Source organism: Laceyella sediminis (genome assembly GCF_003003125.1).
Lineage (GTDB): Bacteria > Bacillota > Bacilli > Thermoactinomycetales > Thermoactinomycetaceae > Laceyella > Laceyella tengchongensis.
On sequence record NZ_PVTZ01000003.1, the window covers coordinates 103,339 to 119,457 of the forward strand.

At 48.9% G+C, this 16,119-nt stretch carries 17 protein-coding genes and 1 tRNA gene; 3 read left to right on the forward strand and 15 right to left on the reverse strand.

Annotation, left to right across the window (positions count from 1 at the left end; all coding sequences use genetic code 11):
• Positions 1 to 63: 63 nt before the first annotated feature.
• The 4 genes from tig to CLV36_RS05155 form a co-directional block, all read right to left on the reverse strand.
• On the reverse strand, positions 64 to 1,356 hold the full coding sequence (gene tig, locus CLV36_RS05145) for a trigger factor (protein ID WP_106341944.1): 1,293 nt from the start codon (positions 1,354 to 1,356) through the stop codon (positions 64 to 66).
• 284 nt (positions 1,357 to 1,640) lie between these two features.
• Positions 1,641 to 2,180, reverse strand: a complete 540-nt coding sequence (locus CLV36_RS05150) for a hypothetical protein (protein WP_022736008.1) — start codon at positions 2,178 to 2,180, stop codon at positions 1,641 to 1,643.
• Between the two features lie 477 nt (positions 2,181 to 2,657).
• A complete protein-coding gene (locus CLV36_RS16950; protein ID WP_181352833.1) occupies positions 2,658 to 2,921 on the reverse strand; it encodes a hypothetical protein in 264 nt (87 codons plus the stop codon).
• A 43-nt stretch (positions 2,922 to 2,964) separates the two neighbouring features.
• A complete protein-coding gene (locus CLV36_RS05155) occupies positions 2,965 to 3,255 on the reverse strand; it encodes a hypothetical protein (protein ID WP_022736006.1) in 291 nt (96 codons plus the stop codon).
• 290 nt (positions 3,256 to 3,545) lie between these two features.
• On the opposite strand from CLV36_RS05155, the gene CLV36_RS05160 reads away from it, so the two are divergent.
• Complete coding sequence (locus tag CLV36_RS05160) at positions 3,546 to 4,886, forward strand: helix-turn-helix domain-containing protein (protein ID WP_022736005.1); 1,341 nt, start codon at positions 3,546 to 3,548, stop codon at positions 4,884 to 4,886.
• Between the two features lie 318 nt (positions 4,887 to 5,204).
• On the opposite strand, the gene CLV36_RS05165 is transcribed toward CLV36_RS05160, so the two are convergent.
• The 9 genes from CLV36_RS05165 to CLV36_RS05205 form a co-directional block, all read right to left on the reverse strand.
• Positions 5,205 to 5,675 carry a GNAT family N-acetyltransferase gene (locus tag CLV36_RS05165; RefSeq protein ID WP_022736004.1) on the reverse strand — a complete coding sequence of 157 codons (471 nt, stop codon included), beginning with the start codon at positions 5,673 to 5,675 and terminating at the stop codon, positions 5,205 to 5,207.
• A gap of 246 nt (positions 5,676 to 5,921) precedes the next feature.
• Positions 5,922 to 5,998, reverse strand: a tRNA-Arg gene (locus CLV36_RS05170).
• Between the two features lie 156 nt (positions 5,999 to 6,154).
• A complete protein-coding gene (locus CLV36_RS05175; protein WP_022736003.1) occupies positions 6,155 to 6,658 on the reverse strand; it encodes a metallophosphoesterase family protein in 504 nt (167 codons plus the stop codon).
• Positions 6,659 to 6,663: 5 nt separating this feature from the next.
• Positions 6,664 to 7,302, reverse strand: a complete 639-nt coding sequence (locus tag CLV36_RS05180; RefSeq protein WP_245888296.1) for an XTP/dITP diphosphatase — start codon at positions 7,300 to 7,302, stop codon at positions 6,664 to 6,666.
• Positions 7,303 to 7,514: 212 nt separating this feature from the next.
• Positions 7,515 to 8,270 (reverse strand): ribonuclease PH, encoded by a 756-nt coding sequence (gene rph, locus CLV36_RS05185; RefSeq protein ID WP_029071764.1) that lies wholly within the window; start codon positions 8,268 to 8,270, stop codon positions 7,515 to 7,517.
• A 128-nt stretch (positions 8,271 to 8,398) separates the two neighbouring features.
• Positions 8,399 to 9,433 (reverse strand): GerMN domain-containing protein, encoded by a 1,035-nt coding sequence (locus CLV36_RS05190; protein WP_022736000.1) that lies wholly within the window; start codon positions 9,431 to 9,433, stop codon positions 8,399 to 8,401.
• 112 nt (positions 9,434 to 9,545) lie between these two features.
• Positions 9,546 to 10,388, reverse strand: coding sequence for a glutamate racemase (gene racE, locus CLV36_RS05195; protein ID WP_106341945.1), 843 nt, complete (start codon positions 10,386 to 10,388; stop codon positions 9,546 to 9,548).
• Positions 10,389 to 10,557: 169 nt separating this feature from the next.
• Positions 10,558 to 11,007, reverse strand: coding sequence for a MarR family winged helix-turn-helix transcriptional regulator (locus CLV36_RS05200; protein WP_022735998.1), 450 nt, complete (start codon positions 11,005 to 11,007; stop codon positions 10,558 to 10,560).
• Positions 11,008 to 11,275: 268 nt separating this feature from the next.
• A complete protein-coding gene (locus CLV36_RS05205; protein ID WP_106341946.1) occupies positions 11,276 to 11,671 on the reverse strand; it encodes a gamma-glutamylcyclotransferase family protein in 396 nt (131 codons plus the stop codon).
• Between the two features lie 114 nt (positions 11,672 to 11,785).
• Here CLV36_RS05205 and speE point away from each other — a divergent pair, with 114 nt between their 5' ends.
• Together speE and CLV36_RS05215 are read left to right on the forward strand one after the other, a co-directional pair.
• Positions 11,786 to 12,634 carry a polyamine aminopropyltransferase gene (gene speE, locus CLV36_RS05210; RefSeq protein WP_106341947.1) on the forward strand — a complete coding sequence of 283 codons (849 nt, stop codon included), beginning with the start codon at positions 11,786 to 11,788 and terminating at the stop codon, positions 12,632 to 12,634.
• Between the two features lie 195 nt (positions 12,635 to 12,829).
• Entirely contained in the window at positions 12,830 to 13,984 is a 1,155-nt protein-coding gene (locus tag CLV36_RS05215) for a peptidase C39 family protein (protein WP_106341948.1), read from the forward strand.
• Positions 13,985 to 14,054: 70 nt separating this feature from the next.
• Here the strand turns inward: CLV36_RS05215 and fni are convergent, their stop codons facing one another.
• Together fni and CLV36_RS05225 are read right to left on the reverse strand one after the other, a co-directional pair.
• On the reverse strand, positions 14,055 to 15,110 hold the full coding sequence (fni, locus tag CLV36_RS05220) for a type 2 isopentenyl-diphosphate Delta-isomerase (RefSeq protein WP_106341949.1): 1,056 nt from the start codon (positions 15,108 to 15,110) through the stop codon (positions 14,055 to 14,057).
• A gap of 160 nt (positions 15,111 to 15,270) precedes the next feature.
• Positions 15,271 to 16,092, reverse strand: a complete 822-nt coding sequence (locus CLV36_RS05225) for a DUF5412 family protein (RefSeq protein ID WP_106341950.1) — start codon at positions 16,090 to 16,092, stop codon at positions 15,271 to 15,273.
• Between the last annotated feature and the right edge of the window lie 27 nt (positions 16,093 to 16,119).

Below are 16,119 nucleotides of genomic sequence, written 5' to 3' on the forward strand. Positions count from 1 at the left end.
GTTTCAAATTTTAAAACAAGGCACGTAGTTTCACGTGCCCCGTTCCCTGACTCCCTATCACCATTATGCCTTATTTTTACTTTGGGATACAAGTAGATCAATCGTTTTCTTAACGCGAAGTTGTTCTTTGACGGACTCCAGCGCGTTTTGCGCCTCCAAGATACGGCGAACTTCATCCGCCTCGCGGCTCATCTCTTTAGCCATTTCTTGGATTTCCTGTTCGATGTCTGCTTCAGTTACTTCGATGTTTTCCGCTTTGGCGATCGCTTCCAACACCAAGTTGGCACGTACGCGTTTGCCTGCATCATCTTTGAATTGCGCTTTCAAAGCGTCTTTATCCTGACCCGTGAATTGGGCGTACAGATCCAAGTTAAGCCCTTGTTGCATCAGGCGTTGTTCAAATTGGTGCAACATGTTTTCGGCTTCATTTTCGATCATGACTTCCGGAATTTCCACTTCGGCTTTTTCCGAAGCCAGTTCTACCAATTCGTTACGGATATAGTTTTCTTTCTCTCTTGCCGCTCTTTCGTTCAGGTTTTTCTCGATGTCAGCTTTCAGCTCAGCCAATGTGTCAAATTCGCTCACATCTTGCGCGAATTCATCATCCAGCTCCGGCAGGTTGAGGCGCTTGATTTCATGCAATTTCACTTTGAAGGTGGCTGGTTTCCCTTTCAACTCTTCCGCATGGTACTCTTCCGGGAAAGTGACGTTAACGTCTTTCTCTTCGCCGACTTTCATGCCAACCAATTGGTCTTCAAATCCAGGGATGAATGTACCAGAACCTACTTCCAAGGTGTATCGCTCGGCTTTGCCCCCTTCAAAGGCTTTACCATCAACAAATCCTTCAAAGTCGATGATTACACGGTCGCCGTTTTCCACTACGCCGTCTTCAATCGCTTCCAATTGGCCTTGTTGCTTGCGCATTCTCTCCAATTCAGCATCCACATCTTCCGGTTTGACGGAGAAATCTTTGTCTTCAACTTCCAGTCCTTTGTATTCGCCCAGAGTTACTTCTGGCTTCACCGTCACCGTCGCTTTGAAGATCAGAGGCAATCCTTTTTCCAATTGCTCGATGTCGATTTCCGGACGATCCACTGGCTCGATGCCGGTTTCGTTTACCGCTGCTTCATAAGCTTCCGGCAGCAGAATGTCCAACGCGTCTTGGTAGAGGGCTTCTACACCGAAACGCTTTTCAAAGATGGGACGTGGAACTTTCCCTTTGCGGAATCCTGGGATGTTTACTTGTTTCACGACTTTTTTAAATGCTTGATCCAATGCTTCTGCCACTTTTTGTGCATCGGCTTCTACTGTAAGTACGCCTTTGTTTGTTTCTGTTTTTTCCCAACTTGCCTTCATTAACTGTACCCTCCTGCAATCTATGAATGATTGACATCAGTCCGATTTCAAAGTAGTCAATAAAGCCACAATAACCCTTTCATTATAACACAGCGCGCCCGCTTTGCAAGAAAACAACGTCAACAGGCGTAACCCCTTGGGCAAAGGGGGAGGAACAAGTTGTTATGTAGCCTTCTTGCCAACTTACTTTATGTTACTTCAGGAGCGTCGGGATGTAAAGGATGAACCAAGATATACCATGCCACGCCACAACCTGATCCCGCTGGAAAAACGGCAGCGGGAGGTCAAGATCGCTTCGGCGCAAGGTTGATATGGACGATGTCCTCCGTGATCATCTCTTTCAAAAACTCCAAGACATCATCCACAATGTAGACAATCCCGCTCACCTCTTCGCTGCTCCATACCTTTTTCAGCCGCTTTCCATAACTGTTCAGATCCATGTGAAGTGATTCTAGCGCGGCCAATTCCTCTGCTGAGATGATTTCTTGGTAGCGTTTTCGCTCGATGTGCTTGGCCACTTCATCTTTCAGCCCGATCAAATCCCGGTAAGCGTCATCCACATCGGTAATCGCCAGGAAATTGCCGATAATTTCTTTAATCACCGTGCCCAAGTGGAAACTCGGCACCTCAATCCCCGAATTTTGTAGCGTATGCTCTAATTCCACCGCGCCCTGCAACGCCTTCATTGCCTTCTGTTTGTTCGCCTCGATGTACTTTAACGACCACTCCAGCTTTTCAATCACCTGCTCGATCCGTCGCGTCCAGTCCGTGATATCCACAGCGCATTTCTCTTGCAAGTGCATTTTGTGCAAATGGCGGATCATCCGTCAATCCTCCTTCCCGTTCAACATGCGACATTGGATAGTTATCCCTATCATATCAGTAATCAGAATGATCTGCATTATCATCTTGACTGGGGTGTGTCAGGCAAATCAAGTTAGTTGGGATGCCCTATTCATCAGACACGCCCCGAAAGTCCATCCTATCGTTATGCGAACACACGATGCTAGAACGTAGAAACGCCTCCGTTTCACCGAAAACGAAGGCGTCTGCTCACATTCGTCCTGCAAGCGTGAAAGTGACTCCACGTGCTTCGCTCCGCTTGCTCCCCTCTCATGTGACACTATGCACAAGCCAAGGCTGACCGTCACTGTCTTCATCGATCTATCTGATTCCACTCCATCCTCCTAAGACCGTTTTGCATCGTCTTCGCCCGCGCGCATTCCATTTCCATCCAAATCATGTTATAATAAGGGCAAACTAACATCGCATAGTTCAGAGCCGTTTTGTTGGCTCTTTTTTTATTCCCTGCGTTCATAGCGACTCACCGTTATGGTCCCCACCTCAAGTTGCTGCACCTCGGCATGGTTAAATGGCGTACAACTCAACATTCGTCCCATCTCTTCCACATCATCAATCATCTGGGTACGCCAATAGCGGATCACACGTTTCTTTTGATCGTGACAGTGGGGACACTGATGAACTTGCCCCATTCTCGGCATGACCGTCTGGCAATGATGCCGCGTGACAAAACGGTCGCAGTCCTGGCAATATATACGGGACAAGTACAATCTCATCGTTTCGCAAAGCATTCCCTCACACCCATTGTTAAGAGAATAGGTCATAACAGCGGCCGGTCAACACATACTTGCCATCCTCCAACTCCGCACACACCAGATCGAGCATTGGAATCGCAATCTCACAACCGGAGCGATCTTGCAAACGGACTACACTCAATTTGCTTGCCGGCTGATGTTGCACATCGCATGTTACCTCTCTCTCCTCCGCATCTGTCACTTCCACTTCCTCTGGAATCAGTTTTAATTCCATCAGTTGGCTTAACTCATAAAGGAAATGATTTACTTTATGGGCATTCCCCTTCACCGTGATCGATAGCATCTCCCTTCACCTCCCTCGATTTCAGCTCGAACCATTCTTTTTATAAATGAATGGCTTATCTATATAAATTGTAATATAATTTAATATATTCATACAATACAAATTTGATTTAATATCATTCCTTTAAATCATTTCTTTTTTCATTGGCACAAGCACGAAAGGGCGCCTTCTTCGCACCACTCTCCGCATTGATTTAAGCCGATTCCGTTAAATGAACACGCTCTCACTCGCCCTCGGCCTCCTTTCACAGCGGCACGCCGACCCATTACCAACAAAGCGAGGGAAAACGCATGGTATATGGACTTGACCCGCATGTTGTTCGTTACGTCATGCGCAAAGTGAGAAAAGAAAGCGGCTATCGTCAAGAGGACATCGCCGACGCCACCATGTCGTACGGCACCATTTCCAACATTGAACGCGGTGTGGGGAATGTGGATGTGAAAACCGTAACCAAATACCTCACCAAACTGGGACTTAATGAAGCGACACTGAAAAATTTGGTCAAAAAAGAGCTGGAACGCATGGAAGAACTCTCTTTTCAGCTTCAGTTGATCGAAGCCATGCTGGACAACAACAAACTGGTAGAACATGCCGAGCAATTGCTCAAAAGCATTGCCATTGAACGCTACCACCCCCTCGCCCCTTTTTACACATACTTGGAGGGGCGGTGTTTCCACGCGAAAAAGGCATACACCAAAGCCGAGAAGCATTACAAACTGGCAATCCGCTTAAACAACCAATACAAATTGTGCTCCAGAGACAACATCGTCTCCATCTGTTACAACGAATTAAGCATCTGCCACTATGTACAAAACAACATGAGCAAAGCCCTCCATTACGTGGAAAAGGGGCTGGACGCATATTCGGAGCGCAACGGCGGGCGGGATGTGAAACACCCCATGCTATGTAACAAAGCGCTTTATCTCCTGAACATGACCCGGTTCGAAGCAGCCAAACAAATCGTCGATGAGTTGTGGGCCAAGCGCTTTCACATCAGAAGCAGTTTATATACTTTGCTCAATATTTACAAATATCGGGCCATCCTGTTGCGCAGAATGGAAAAATACAGCGAAGCCATCGAGATCTGCAAAGAAGGCATCAACATCGGCATCTGCAATAAAATCCAAAACCGCTATCTTGATATCATGAACATTTTGGGCAGTGTTTATCTGCTTCAAAAACAATGCGACAAAGCTGAAAACTGCTTCCAAATGGTGCTCAATTATGATTACGAACGCAATCATCCCCGTAGCCATATTGACGCCTTGATCTATCTATCCATCATTTATTCCCATGAAAAAAATTGGCCCAAAGCGGAACAGCACATCGACAGCGCGCTTCAGATCGCCCGGCGTGCCACCCGAAACCAATTGTCCAAAGCATTGATTGTCGCCGGTAACATCTACGCGGCGCAACACAAATTTGCGGAAGCGATTCCCTGCTATCAGGAGGCTGAGCAAGCCGCGCTTCAGGCAAACCTGCCAAAGCGTCAGTACACCGCATTATTGCAGATGGCCAAGTGCTTTGATAGTATGAAGGCAGAAACCGAATGGAAAGTCACGATCAAAAAACTTCTCAATCTTCAGCAAAAATTGAATTTACAAAGTGAGGAGGAAATTTATGAGGTATGACATTTCCGCCTTAGTGCGCCTGCCAAGAGAAGACAACGATGACGAGCCGGATCGCCAATAAAACAAATTTCTGTGACCGTGAAGCCATTTTCCCACTCGGTTGTATGGAAAATGGCTTATGTTTATTTACAGACAAAAAAACCGCCCTTTAGGCAGCTTATCCGTTGTTTGATATTGATTCATGCTGGCACAACACCGACATGATGCATTATGTATTTGGCGTATGCCGCTGATCGAAACCTGTATCCGTTCATCGCCTATACGAATGAACATGCCGTCGGTTTTAGACTTCAGAAAATTTTCCGGCCGTCATCCTGATTAGTCTAGTATTTTCACATATTTAATCGTTTCCTCTGTATAGTTCATTTTTTCATACAGACTACGCGCCTTTTTGTTTTTTGCGAAAACATACAATACGATTGTTCCATATCCTTGTTCTTTTGCCCACTTCTCAGCAAAGCACATTAAAGACTTGCCAACTCCTTTCCCTTCGGCTTCTTTTGCTACTGCTATTGAATCTATAAACCCTTGTTTCGTCTTAGTGAACGAGTCCGTAAATTCTCCGAGCTGAATATATCCTAAAAACAAACCGTTTGAGTCTTCGGCAACAAAAATGTTATATTCAGGGTTATTGACAGCTTCTAATGATGCTTGTTTTTGTGCATCTTCCATAGCCTTTCGATCTCTCCAACTTGAAAGTTCAAACTCTGTATAACGAGAAGAAAGGGAAATGATTGCTTCTTTATCTTTCTCTTCCATGGGTCGAATATTAACTTGCTCAATTCTCACAAGAATACCTCCAAGATTTATTTTGAAACGTACTTTAAATAAGATCATTTTAACTCATTCGTCATTTAAAAACAGAGTTTTGAACTGACTACTTCATTAATCATATTCTCTTGTGGCAAACGAATCCGTCCATCTGCTTACGATCATTCCGTCTGGTTACTCGCCAGCTTTTCTCGACATAAAAAATACACTTACCTTCGCAACGTGCAACACACGGCTAAGGCAAGTGTATTCGGTAAACTGATTTGGCGTCCCAGGGAAGATTCGAACTCCCGACCGACGGCTTAGAAGGCCGCTGCTCTATCCAGCTGAGCTACTGGGACATGTTGAATATCAATGATATCGCATCAGCGACAAAATTATATTAACTCATCTAAGAACACTTCGTCAAGACTTTTTTTTTGCTAATTTTTCTTTTTCCATTCCAATTTATGCGCAAAGCCAGGCCATGGTTCCTACAAAGCCCGGCTCTGCTTCATTTATGCCCAAGATTCCTCATAGCCGCGTGCGGTAATCAACGTCCCGTCCGTTTTATAATAGGTCACTGCCAGCTTTTTGTCGGTTTTCTCCAACACGGCGTAGGTGGCATGTGGAAACCCTCGAGGGTAAGAAATGCTTCCCGGATTGATCAGCAACACCTCTCCCACTTTTTCACAAAATGGAAAGTGGGAATGACCAAAACAGCCAATCTGCGCTCCCACCTCTTCCGTCCGGTAGCGCATGGGCAATGGCGTCGTTTTCACTTGGTATTTATGGCCGTGGGTGATGAAAAAACGCACTCCTTCGCCTTCCCAGATTTGTTCTTGGGGAACCTGCTCCCAATCGCAATTCCCACGCACCACGGTGAGCGGCACTTTGGGCAACTCCGCTTCATCCGTACAGAAATCCCCGCAGTGAATCACATGATCGGCTTTGACCCGCTTGACGATTTCGTTTAACAGCTTCGCTTCGCCGTGAGAATCGCTTATGATTAGCACTCTCATCAAGCTCACTCCTCTTTCCCACCGTCAAAATCATATTGAGCCTTCAATAGCTGGATCAGTTTTCCCGTCGCATTAGCGCGGTGGCTAATCTGGTATTTGCGTTCCTTAGGCAGCTCAGCCATCGTCTTCCCTTCTTCCGGAACATAAAACAGCGGATCATAGCCAAACCCCTCCTGCCCGCGAGGTTGACGGGTGATGACACCGTGACACTCCCCGCGCACCACTTGGCTCTCCTCACCCGGAACAGCCAACGCCATGGCGCAAACATACTTGCCCTGCCGATGCTCATCAGGCACCTCGCTCATCTCCGCCAGCAATTTCTCGTTGTTGGCTTCATCTGTCGCACCTTCCCCGGCGTATCGGGCAGAGTAAATCCCAGGCGCACCTTGCAAAGCGGGGACAACCAACCCAGAATCATCGGAAATGACAGGTGCCTGCAAGGCAGCGGCAATGGTTTCCGCTTTTTTAAGGGCGTTTCCCTCAAAAGTGTCCCGATCTTCCACGATTTCCGGTAATTGCGGAAACTCATCTAATCCTTTTACCCTGAGATGGAGATGATCTTGAAAAAGGTCAGCAAATTGTTTCAACTTTCCTTTGTTTTTGGTTGCGATGATGATATAGGGAAACGGCCAACGCTTTTTCACTCGGCGCCACCCTTTCTTCATTATTTTTATCAAGAAAAAGCCCATGCCCCATGATCATGGACTCACCCTTGCCGAATGCATGGCCGGAAGCGGCATCTCGCCGCACCACCATGGTGGAACCAATCGCATGTGTCTACCTTTCCTTCTCTTACCTATGCCACGCCGATTGGCCCCACCGCGGTTTGCGAACCTTTTGAGAAACAATCAAACCGCTAGGATTTGCTTGTTTTTTGAGCCCCTATCAACTGCGCGTCTTCTCCCAACAGCTCGCTTTGCAACGCAATCAATTCATCTGTCCCTTTTTTCGCCAATGCCAAAAGCTGGTTCAACTCTTCGGGCGAAAATGGGGCTTCCTCTCCCGTACCTTGCACTTCCACATATTTGCCTTCACCAGTCATAACAATGTTCATGTCGACAATCGCGCTGGAATCTTCTTCATAACAAAGATCAAGGCATGGCTGCCCATCGATGATTCCCACACTGGTGGCCGCCAAGAAATCCTTGATCGGTAACACAGGGAGTGTGCCGTTTTTAACAAGGGGAACCAATGCGTCAACCATGGCTATGAACGCGCCGGTGATCGATGCTGTTCTGGTTCCGCCATCCGCTTGAATGACATCACAATCAATCCACAGCGTCCGTTCACCCAACGCGTTCAAATCGACTACGGAGCGCAAAGCCCGGCCGATCAAGCGCTGGATTTCCATGGTGCGGCCACCCAGTTTCCCTTTACTGGCCTCACGGATCGTCCGGGTTTGGGTCGCGCGGGGCAACATAGAATATTCAGCGGTGATCCAACCCTTGCCGGAGTTGCGCAAAAACGGAGGCACGCGATCTTCAACTGTAGCAGTGCACAGTACGCGCGTATCCCCAACAGATATGTAGACAGAGCCTTCCGCGTGTTTGATGTAGTGACGCTCCATCTCTACTTTTCTTAGCTCATCAAGTGCACGTCCATCTACTCTCAATGATGTCCCCTCCTGTGTGAAGTCCCTTAAGTATAGCATACCCGATGTTCAATTTCCGAATGTGAAAACAAAAAAGGAATGACGTTGTGATCATTCCTGTGTAAATCTCTCTGGTTCCTATGTTTTTTCTACAACGATTGCGGATTGATTTTTTCCGGCCGCATGACCGGCTTGGTCAAATCCCCTGCGCTCCCGGAGACGCTCACATTTTGTTTGCCGTTGACAGTCAACTTCACTCGCTTTAACCCTGTGTTCTCCGTCAGGGACAGGACCAGCGCACCGACGGCGTCTTTGGAGGCGCGATGATCCGCGCTGTATTGCAACAACTGCTCACCCACATCAGCGACAACCATGTTCTTGTTGACACTCACCTTGTTCACTTGCAATGTTTGATCGATGGCGCTGGAGAGGGAGGATTGTTGCCTTGGACCTTTGATCAATTCAGAAAGGGTTGCCTGGGCCACATTTTCCGTCCGTTTAACCATCCGGGTGACGGGGACATAATACACCTCATTGTCTGGTGTTTGCCCCAAGAAATAAAGTGTCACAGGCATGCTGTTCGAGATGTCAATCCCTTCAGCCCTTTCCAGGTTGATGCCACGGTTACGGGTGAGACGGAGAGCGGGCGTTTTTTTCTTCGGCATCTCAGCCAGCGGCTTTCCCTCTATCCAGATGTTGACTTCTTTCACTTTTGGGAAACCGGTCAATGTCCAAGTGACCGCACTCAATACCTTTTCTTCCAGGTCGGCGGGATAATTGAGAAATTCTTTCGAAAAATCGACTGTCGCCGTGCCCTCTTCAATGTTTAGGGCCTTGATCTTGGTGTTTTTCGGCAATATCGGCTCAAACCCCGCAGGCAGCATTTGTTCACCGGCTTCGCCCTTCACCATCAGACGCATCGCCGCTTTAGCCACTTCCTTGGTAGCCGGCACCTCCACTGTATAGGGTACGACATAGCCAGCATCCGTCAAGAAATAAAGCTCGGTCCCCCGCCCTTTTTTCACCTCAGCCCGCTTGACGACAACCGGCTCAGCATCCAGCTTGGCGTTGGTCGGCGGAGGATCGATCGCTTGGGAAGCGGGTTTGTCCCCCCAAGTACAGCCAGTGAGCATCAACGGCAGAATCAGCCATGCGAACGACCTTTTTATCAGTGAATTCGGCATTGCATATCCCTCCAGGACAAGTCATGGTAGTAACATGTATACGGTCTTGGAGGGATTTTAGCACTCTCTTTTCGTAAATATTTGCGCGAATGGCAGGCGTCAGGCTGAAAAATCACCAGGTTTGCGTTTTCAGGCCAGCCGCATCTGACTCACTCAACGTGATCTGCTCCACCTCAATCGGGTAGCCAAACCAATCTTCGGCGATCTGGGCAAACGGTTCAGCTTCTCCGGTAGTGAAGAAACGATGGCGCGGCGCTTTCATCATGGTCAACAACCCCTGATGTTGCAAAATGGTGCTGAGTTCAACCGCAGTTTCTTCTGCCGAGCTGATGATATTAACATCCGGCCCCATCGCCTTCTGCACCGCGTCAGCCAACAACGGATAATGGGTGCACCCCAAAATTAACGTGTCCAGCTCTGTTTTTTTCAGCGGTTGCAAGGTGTCATGCACAATCCGATCAGCCAACTCCGTACGCCGATATCCACTCTCCACCAACGGGACAAAAGCTGGACAGGCCAAGCTGTGCACTGTCAAGTGGGGATGGATGCGGCGGAGGGCTTGCTCATACGCCCCGCTTTCAATCGTTCCTTGCGTTCCGATCACTCCCACCACATGGTTTTGGGTCACTTTGATCGCAGCACGCGCTCCTGGGTCAATCACTCCCAGCACGGGGACAGACACTCGTTCTCTCACTGCTTGCAGGGCTGCGGCCGTTGCCGTGTTACAAGCGATGAGGATCGCTTTTAGCGGCTGGCTCATCAAAAACTCGACGATTTCCAGGGTATAACGTCGTACTTCTTCTGTACTGCGCGGTCCATATGGGCAGCGCGCGGTATCCCCTACATAATAGATTGTCTCGCGAGGCAGTTGTCTCATCACCTCTCTGGCGACCGTCAAGCCCCCAACTCCCGAATCCAGAATGCCAATGGCACGCTCCGTAGCTGAAACTGTCATGTTCACATTCATCCCCAATCGTCGCTACACTGTTCATTGTTGCAATAAACAGTATAGCGGTTATGTCAAAAGCCTTTTTCAATGAACGCCCCACCTTCGCCACAAGTGCGTGGGAAAACGGGCATCGCATCAAAAAAAATCTCCCTCTTTGGCACAAGAGGGAATGGATTCAAGACTTTTTCATCTCTTCATGCAATACAGACAGATACTTTTTCATATGCAATGCCTCTTCGTCGGACAGATGGGACAAAATCTCGGAAAGATATTGGCGTCGCGTTTTCATCACTTCATCGATAATTTCTCTACCTTTTTCCAACAGATGGATCCGAACGACGCGCCGATCCCGTTCATCCCTCACACGCTCGACCACCCCGTTTTTCTCCATGCGATCAATCAAATCGGTCATTGTGCTGCAAGCCAAAAACATCTTCTGGCTCAATTCGCCGATGGTCATGTCGCCGTCTTCATACAGCCACAACAGCGCGTTAAATTGCGGCGGAGTGATCGGAAAATGATTTAAAATGTCTCTGCCCTTTCGCTTCACAATCACGCTGATCTCGCGTAAGAGCCGCTCAATCTCGTTTACCGTTTCTGGTGACAAGGGTTGATGTTTATTCATAAAGCACTCCTTTAAAGCCCCACGTCAAGGGTGTTGACATAAATGTTAGTTGTGAGTGGAGGCAGGTTTGAATCTGCCCCTCGGCCAATCGGCTCTTTCGCTTTCATCGCTGACATCCACTCATCGATTCGCGGCCGTTCAACAATGACACTAAATAATAGGTTCCATTGACAAAAAGTATATTAAAAAAATGGGCGCGTGACAAATGCGAACAGTTTTTCGCACTGGGATGCGGGTCAATGTGCAAAAGAGAAGCGATCTTCCTAGCCTAATGTCGGCTTCTCACATACTTAACCCAATCCCCTTCTGGGATCACCATCCCCCTCTCTTTCAGCCCATCCGCATCAACATAGACGTAAGTGTATGCGGTGTATTGCCTATCCGGCGACCTTACTGCCACAGTGATCCGCTCATACAGATTATCGGGATGGCCGGTTCCGTGATAATCCTCCAACTGATCAATCCATCTCAACTCTTGATTGGAGACCTGGTACACCTCTCCCCATACGCGCTTGCTACCTGCGACTAATCCCGGATATCCGTAGCCGGTGTCATACAGCGCGCCGCTTATCCAAGCTTTCTCCGCGATCAAGCGCGCCTTACGCAAAAGAGAAGCATTTCGCATCCCGCGCCGCAAACTGCCGTACACAAACAGCAATGTCACTCTCTCTTCACTCCTTTTGACAGTGCTTTCCCAATCTCCCCTGCAAAAAAGGCATCACATCTGCTAAAATGTCTTTTTGTAACCTTGCATCAGACCAAAGGAGGTTGTATCCACATGAATGATATGCCAAAATTCTTGCAGCGCATCAATCAAGATCTGTGGCTCGTGGAAGATGAGCGGGAAAACATGAAGATCAGTTACCGCATCAAAGACGTGATCTTCTCTGCCCAATCAGAATTCCAACATGTCATGATTTTGGATTCCTATGATTTTGGCCGTATGCTGGTGTTGGATGGGGTCGTACAAACCACTTCTTTGGACGGACACATCTATAACGAAATGATCACACACATCCCATTGTCGATCCATCCCAATCCCGAGCGCGTCCTCATCATCGGCGGCGGCGACTGCGGTGCAGCCCGGGAAGCAGCCAAGTACGACGAGGTCAAACACATCGATATGGTGGAAATCGATGAAATGGTGGTCAAAGTATGCAAAGAGCATCTTCCCGCCGTCTCTGGTAATTTGGCTGATCCGCGGGTTCATTTCATTTATGCTGACGGCATGGAGCATGTGAAAGAAATGAAAAACCATTACGATGTGATCATCGTAGACTCTTCCGATCCTATCGGGCCAGCCAAACAATTGTTTGAATATGATTTTTATCGGAACATCCATGATGCATTGAAAGAAGACGGATTGATGGTCTGCCAAAGCCAATCTCCACTCTTCCACCGCGAAATCATGGAACAAACCGTGAAACACATCAAACAATTGTTTCCCATCCACAAAATTTACACGGCAACTGTGCCAACCTATCCCGGCGGATTTTGGAGTTTCACGCTTGGTTCAAAAAAACATCAGGCTTTGCCGGAAGAACCGTTCGACAAAAAAACCAAGTATGTAAACGACGCGATCTTGCGCACTTGTTTCGAATTGCCGGAGTTCTTACGCACAAAGTAACCGTCGATCCCTGGAGGAACTCGTCCTACTCACCGCGCCTCCAGGGATCAAACCTTCTTTCCGGCAAAACCCTTCCCAAGAAAAAGAAAGAATCAGGAATAAAACATATTTTCATAATAGATTCAATTGACAATTAATTTATTATACAATAATATCGCATCACCACACATCTCGCTGAAGGAAGGGGTTTTTGCCATGCGCACGTGGATCGTTTGTGTTGTTGCGACAATGGTGCTCAGTTTACTTTTTGTCCCCCATTCAGCCAACGCCCGCGCCGCTTCGAGCAACAAAAAGTATGTGGAGACGTCCCGCTTCATCTTCGGCTCTTTCAGCGGCACCCGCAACAAAGGCGGTCAATTGCAATTGGACGGAAACCGGCTTCGGCAGGGAACCGATTCAACCGGGCGATACAATCAAGGCACTTATTACTACGGTCAATGGCTTTCCCCAATCTCCCATCACCGTTTCAATGAAGCCATTGTCTCTTGGCAAGCCAACACCCCGGTCAACACTTGGATTGAGGCCGAACTTCGCGCCAAGGTGAACGGTCACTGGACAAAGTGGTATTCCATGGGCGTCTGGCTTGAACACGATCAGCCTTTCAAGCGCCATTCCGTTTCGGGACAAGGGGATGAACACGGCCGCGTCGCCACCGACACACTGATTTTAAAAAGCTCGGCCACAGCTTATCAGACGCGGATCAAGCTGTTTACAACAGACCCTGCAAAGACGCCAAGCTTGCGCGCTTATGGGGTGGCCCTCTCCAATGGGCAAGACGAACCCGGCACCTTCCCCAGCCGCGGGTTGAACAAAGCCCTGGATGTGCCGACACGCTCACAGATGGTCTTCCCAGATGGCGGCGAAGTGTGGTGCTCCCCCACTTCCACATCCATGGTCATGGCCTATTGGGCAAGGGTGACCGGCCATGCGGAATGGGACCAGCCCGTTCCCCATGTCGTCAGCAAGGTGTGGGATTATGTATATGACGGAGCGGGCAACTGGCCGTACAACACGGCATATGCCGCATCCCAAGGCTTAGATGCCAAAGTGGTCCGCTTCAGAAGCTTAAGCGAGGTGGAACCTTGGATTCGAGCGGGTGTCCCCGTGATTGCCAGCATCGCTTTTGGGCCAGGTGAGCTGCCAGGCGCCCCAATCTCCCGTTCCAATGGCCATCTCTTGGTCATCCGTGGCTTCGACCGTGATGGCAATGTGCTCGTCAACGATCCTGCCGGTCCCGCAGATGACCAGGTGCGCTTCACCTATGGACGAAAGGAATTCGAAAGCGCTTTCCTCAAGCATTCCAATGGAACCGCCTATCTCATCCATCCGCACGGATGGAAAACGCCATAACCTTATGCCGCTCGTCTCGGAGCGGCATCCTATTAACGCCGCAAAACCGCCCGCTCGTCCCGCCACTTATTCAACCATTGGCTTTCTCCAATTTTTCCGTGTGTTTCAATTCCGTGACAGCACGGATGCCTGAGGCGAACATGCATATGCGCATTTCCAATTCAATCTGCTCCAATCGCTGCATGAGCGCATCCAAATCCATGTCTGCGGCCGGTTTCAACAACGTTCGGCCAAATCCGGCCAAATCGGCCCCTAACGCAATGGCTTTAGCCGCGTCCACGCCATGATGAAGCCCTCCGCTAGCAATGACCGGAACGTCGGGGACGTGGCGGCGCACATCGATGACACACTGTGCTGTGGGAATCCCCCATTCGCGAAAAGCATCCGCCGCGGCAAAGCGGACCGGGTTATGCGAACGATATTTTTCTACTTGGCTCCATGACGTGCCACCTGCGCCGGCCACATCGATAAACGCAATTCCCCGCTCAACTAACGCTTTGGCTAATGGGCCGTGAATACCCCACCCCACTTCTTTCACACCCACCGGGAATTCCAACGTCCGGCACAGGTGTTCAATCTTTTGCAACAGCCCGCTGAATTGGGTGTCCCCTTCCGGCTGAAACACTTCTTGCAAAGGGTTTAGATGCAACACCAAGCCATCCGCCCCAATAAGGTCAACCAAGCGCCGGCAATCGTCCACTTGCAATCCTTTGTTCAATTGCACGGCGCCGATGTTGGCCAGAATCGGAATGTCCGGGGCGAATTTACGCACTTGAAACGTCTCCAATGCTTCCGCGCTCTCCAAAGCGACCCGCATCGAGCCCAGCCCCAACACCCATCCCCGCGCTTGTGCCGCCTGCGCCAACCGGCGGTTGATTTCACCCGTCTCCTTTGTGCCTCCAGTCATAGAGCTAATGAGCAAGGGCGCTTTCACCTGTTTGCCCAAAAAAGACGTCACCAAAGAAACCGCGTCGAAATCGAGCTCCGGCAAGGCTTGGTGCCGAAAACGGTACTGTTCAAAACCGGTGGTGATCGTTTTGCCCGTCACATCCCGCTTCAGCACAATATCGATATGTTCCGCTTTGCGGCGTTTCGTTTCATCGGGCCGCTCAAGCATCGTCTTCATCCTTTCGTCACGCTGTCCGTTATCAATAATATCTCCCACCCGTCTGTTTTTGTATCCTGCCAGGCAGATCATCGCATGGACACGCGTGCAAAAAAAAAAAAGCGGCTACGCGCCGAATAATGATTTTTAGAGGCACCGGATAGATTGCTACAAACGCACCCTAACGCCGATCCGGCACTACATCTGCCTCTTCTTCTCTTCCCCTCACCTGATCGGTGAAAATATCTAGTCTTCTTCCTTCGATTCGAACCGTACGGTTATTCAGCCAGGTTCCATCCGGCCAGCATTCATTTTCTTTAATATATATCTCTTTTGAAGGGCGAAAGGGATTCTCATTGCTCGATACTTTCACCCTGGCCAAACACTTGGTCGTGAGGCTGGAAGCATGATTGACGGCGATGGTCAAGCGATACCTGCCGTCCGGGGAATCCACTTCCTTGATCACATCATCATGGGCGATGAGTGTCAACACAAAAAAAGGCTGGGTGAACAGGAACACAGACCCCATTCCGACCGCCCCCAAGACGGTGATCGCTTTCGTCATCCGCCGATCCCAGTCCTCCGTCCGCTCTTGAACCCATTGGGAGAATGGAATCCTGAAGCGGTAATCGGCATACCAATATCCCATGAAACCGGCCAAAAATAACATTTTCAGCAAAAAATCCCCTTGGTACAAAACCACCAAATAAAAAAGGGACACCACCAGATGCGTCGCCAAGGATAAGATGGCTCGGTTGGGACTAAGCTTTAACAGAATCAAGTAGTCGATCCAAAACGTGAGTGGAAATATCACGCCATAGGTAAAGAAAAAATAGGACAGGATGATGACGCTCCAATGAATGGAGTGTCCCGGATATGCGATAATCATCAGACTCAAAACCAGCCACAGGAAAAAGCAAAAGAATCCTTTTCTGATCATATGAAGACCAAAGGATGAAAACCCTTTTGCTTGCCGACTGCTTTGTGCGTAAACTGCCTCCACGGGTCGCCCTCCTTTGACAAAATTGTC

Coding starts and splice junctions, on each gene's coding strand:
- CLV36_RS05175 (WP_022736003.1), bottom strand. CDS start 6,658: ATGAGAGTGCTAATCATAAGCGATTCTCACGGCGAAGCGAAGCTGTTA.
- speE (WP_106341947.1), top strand. CDS start 11,786: ATGAATGATATGCCAAAATTCTTGCAGCGCATCAATCAAGATCTGTGG.
- CLV36_RS05155 (WP_022736006.1), bottom strand. CDS start 3,255: ATGCTATCGATCACGGTGAAGGGGAATGCCCATAAAGTAAATCATTTC.
- racE (WP_106341945.1), bottom strand. CDS start 10,388: ATGACAGTTTCAGCTACGGAGCGTGCCATTGGCATTCTGGATTCGGGA.
- CLV36_RS05200 (WP_022735998.1), bottom strand. CDS start 11,007: ATGAATAAACATCAACCCTTGTCACCAGAAACGGTAAACGAGATTGAG.
- CLV36_RS05190 (WP_022736000.1), bottom strand. CDS start 9,433: ATGCCGAATTCACTGATAAAAAGGTCGTTCGCATGGCTGATTCTGCCG.
- CLV36_RS05150 (WP_022736008.1), bottom strand. CDS start 2,180: ATGATCCGCCATTTGCACAAAATGCACTTGCAAGAGAAATGCGCTGTG.
- tig (WP_106341944.1), bottom strand. CDS start 1,356: ATGAAGGCAAGTTGGGAAAAAACAGAAACAAACAAAGGCGTACTTACA.
- CLV36_RS05215 (WP_106341948.1), top strand. CDS start 12,830: ATGCGCACGTGGATCGTTTGTGTTGTTGCGACAATGGTGCTCAGTTTA.
- fni (WP_106341949.1), bottom strand. CDS start 15,110: ATGAAGACGATGCTTGAGCGGCCCGATGAAACGAAACGCCGCAAAGCG.
- CLV36_RS05160 (WP_022736005.1), top strand. CDS start 3,546: ATGGTATATGGACTTGACCCGCATGTTGTTCGTTACGTCATGCGCAAA.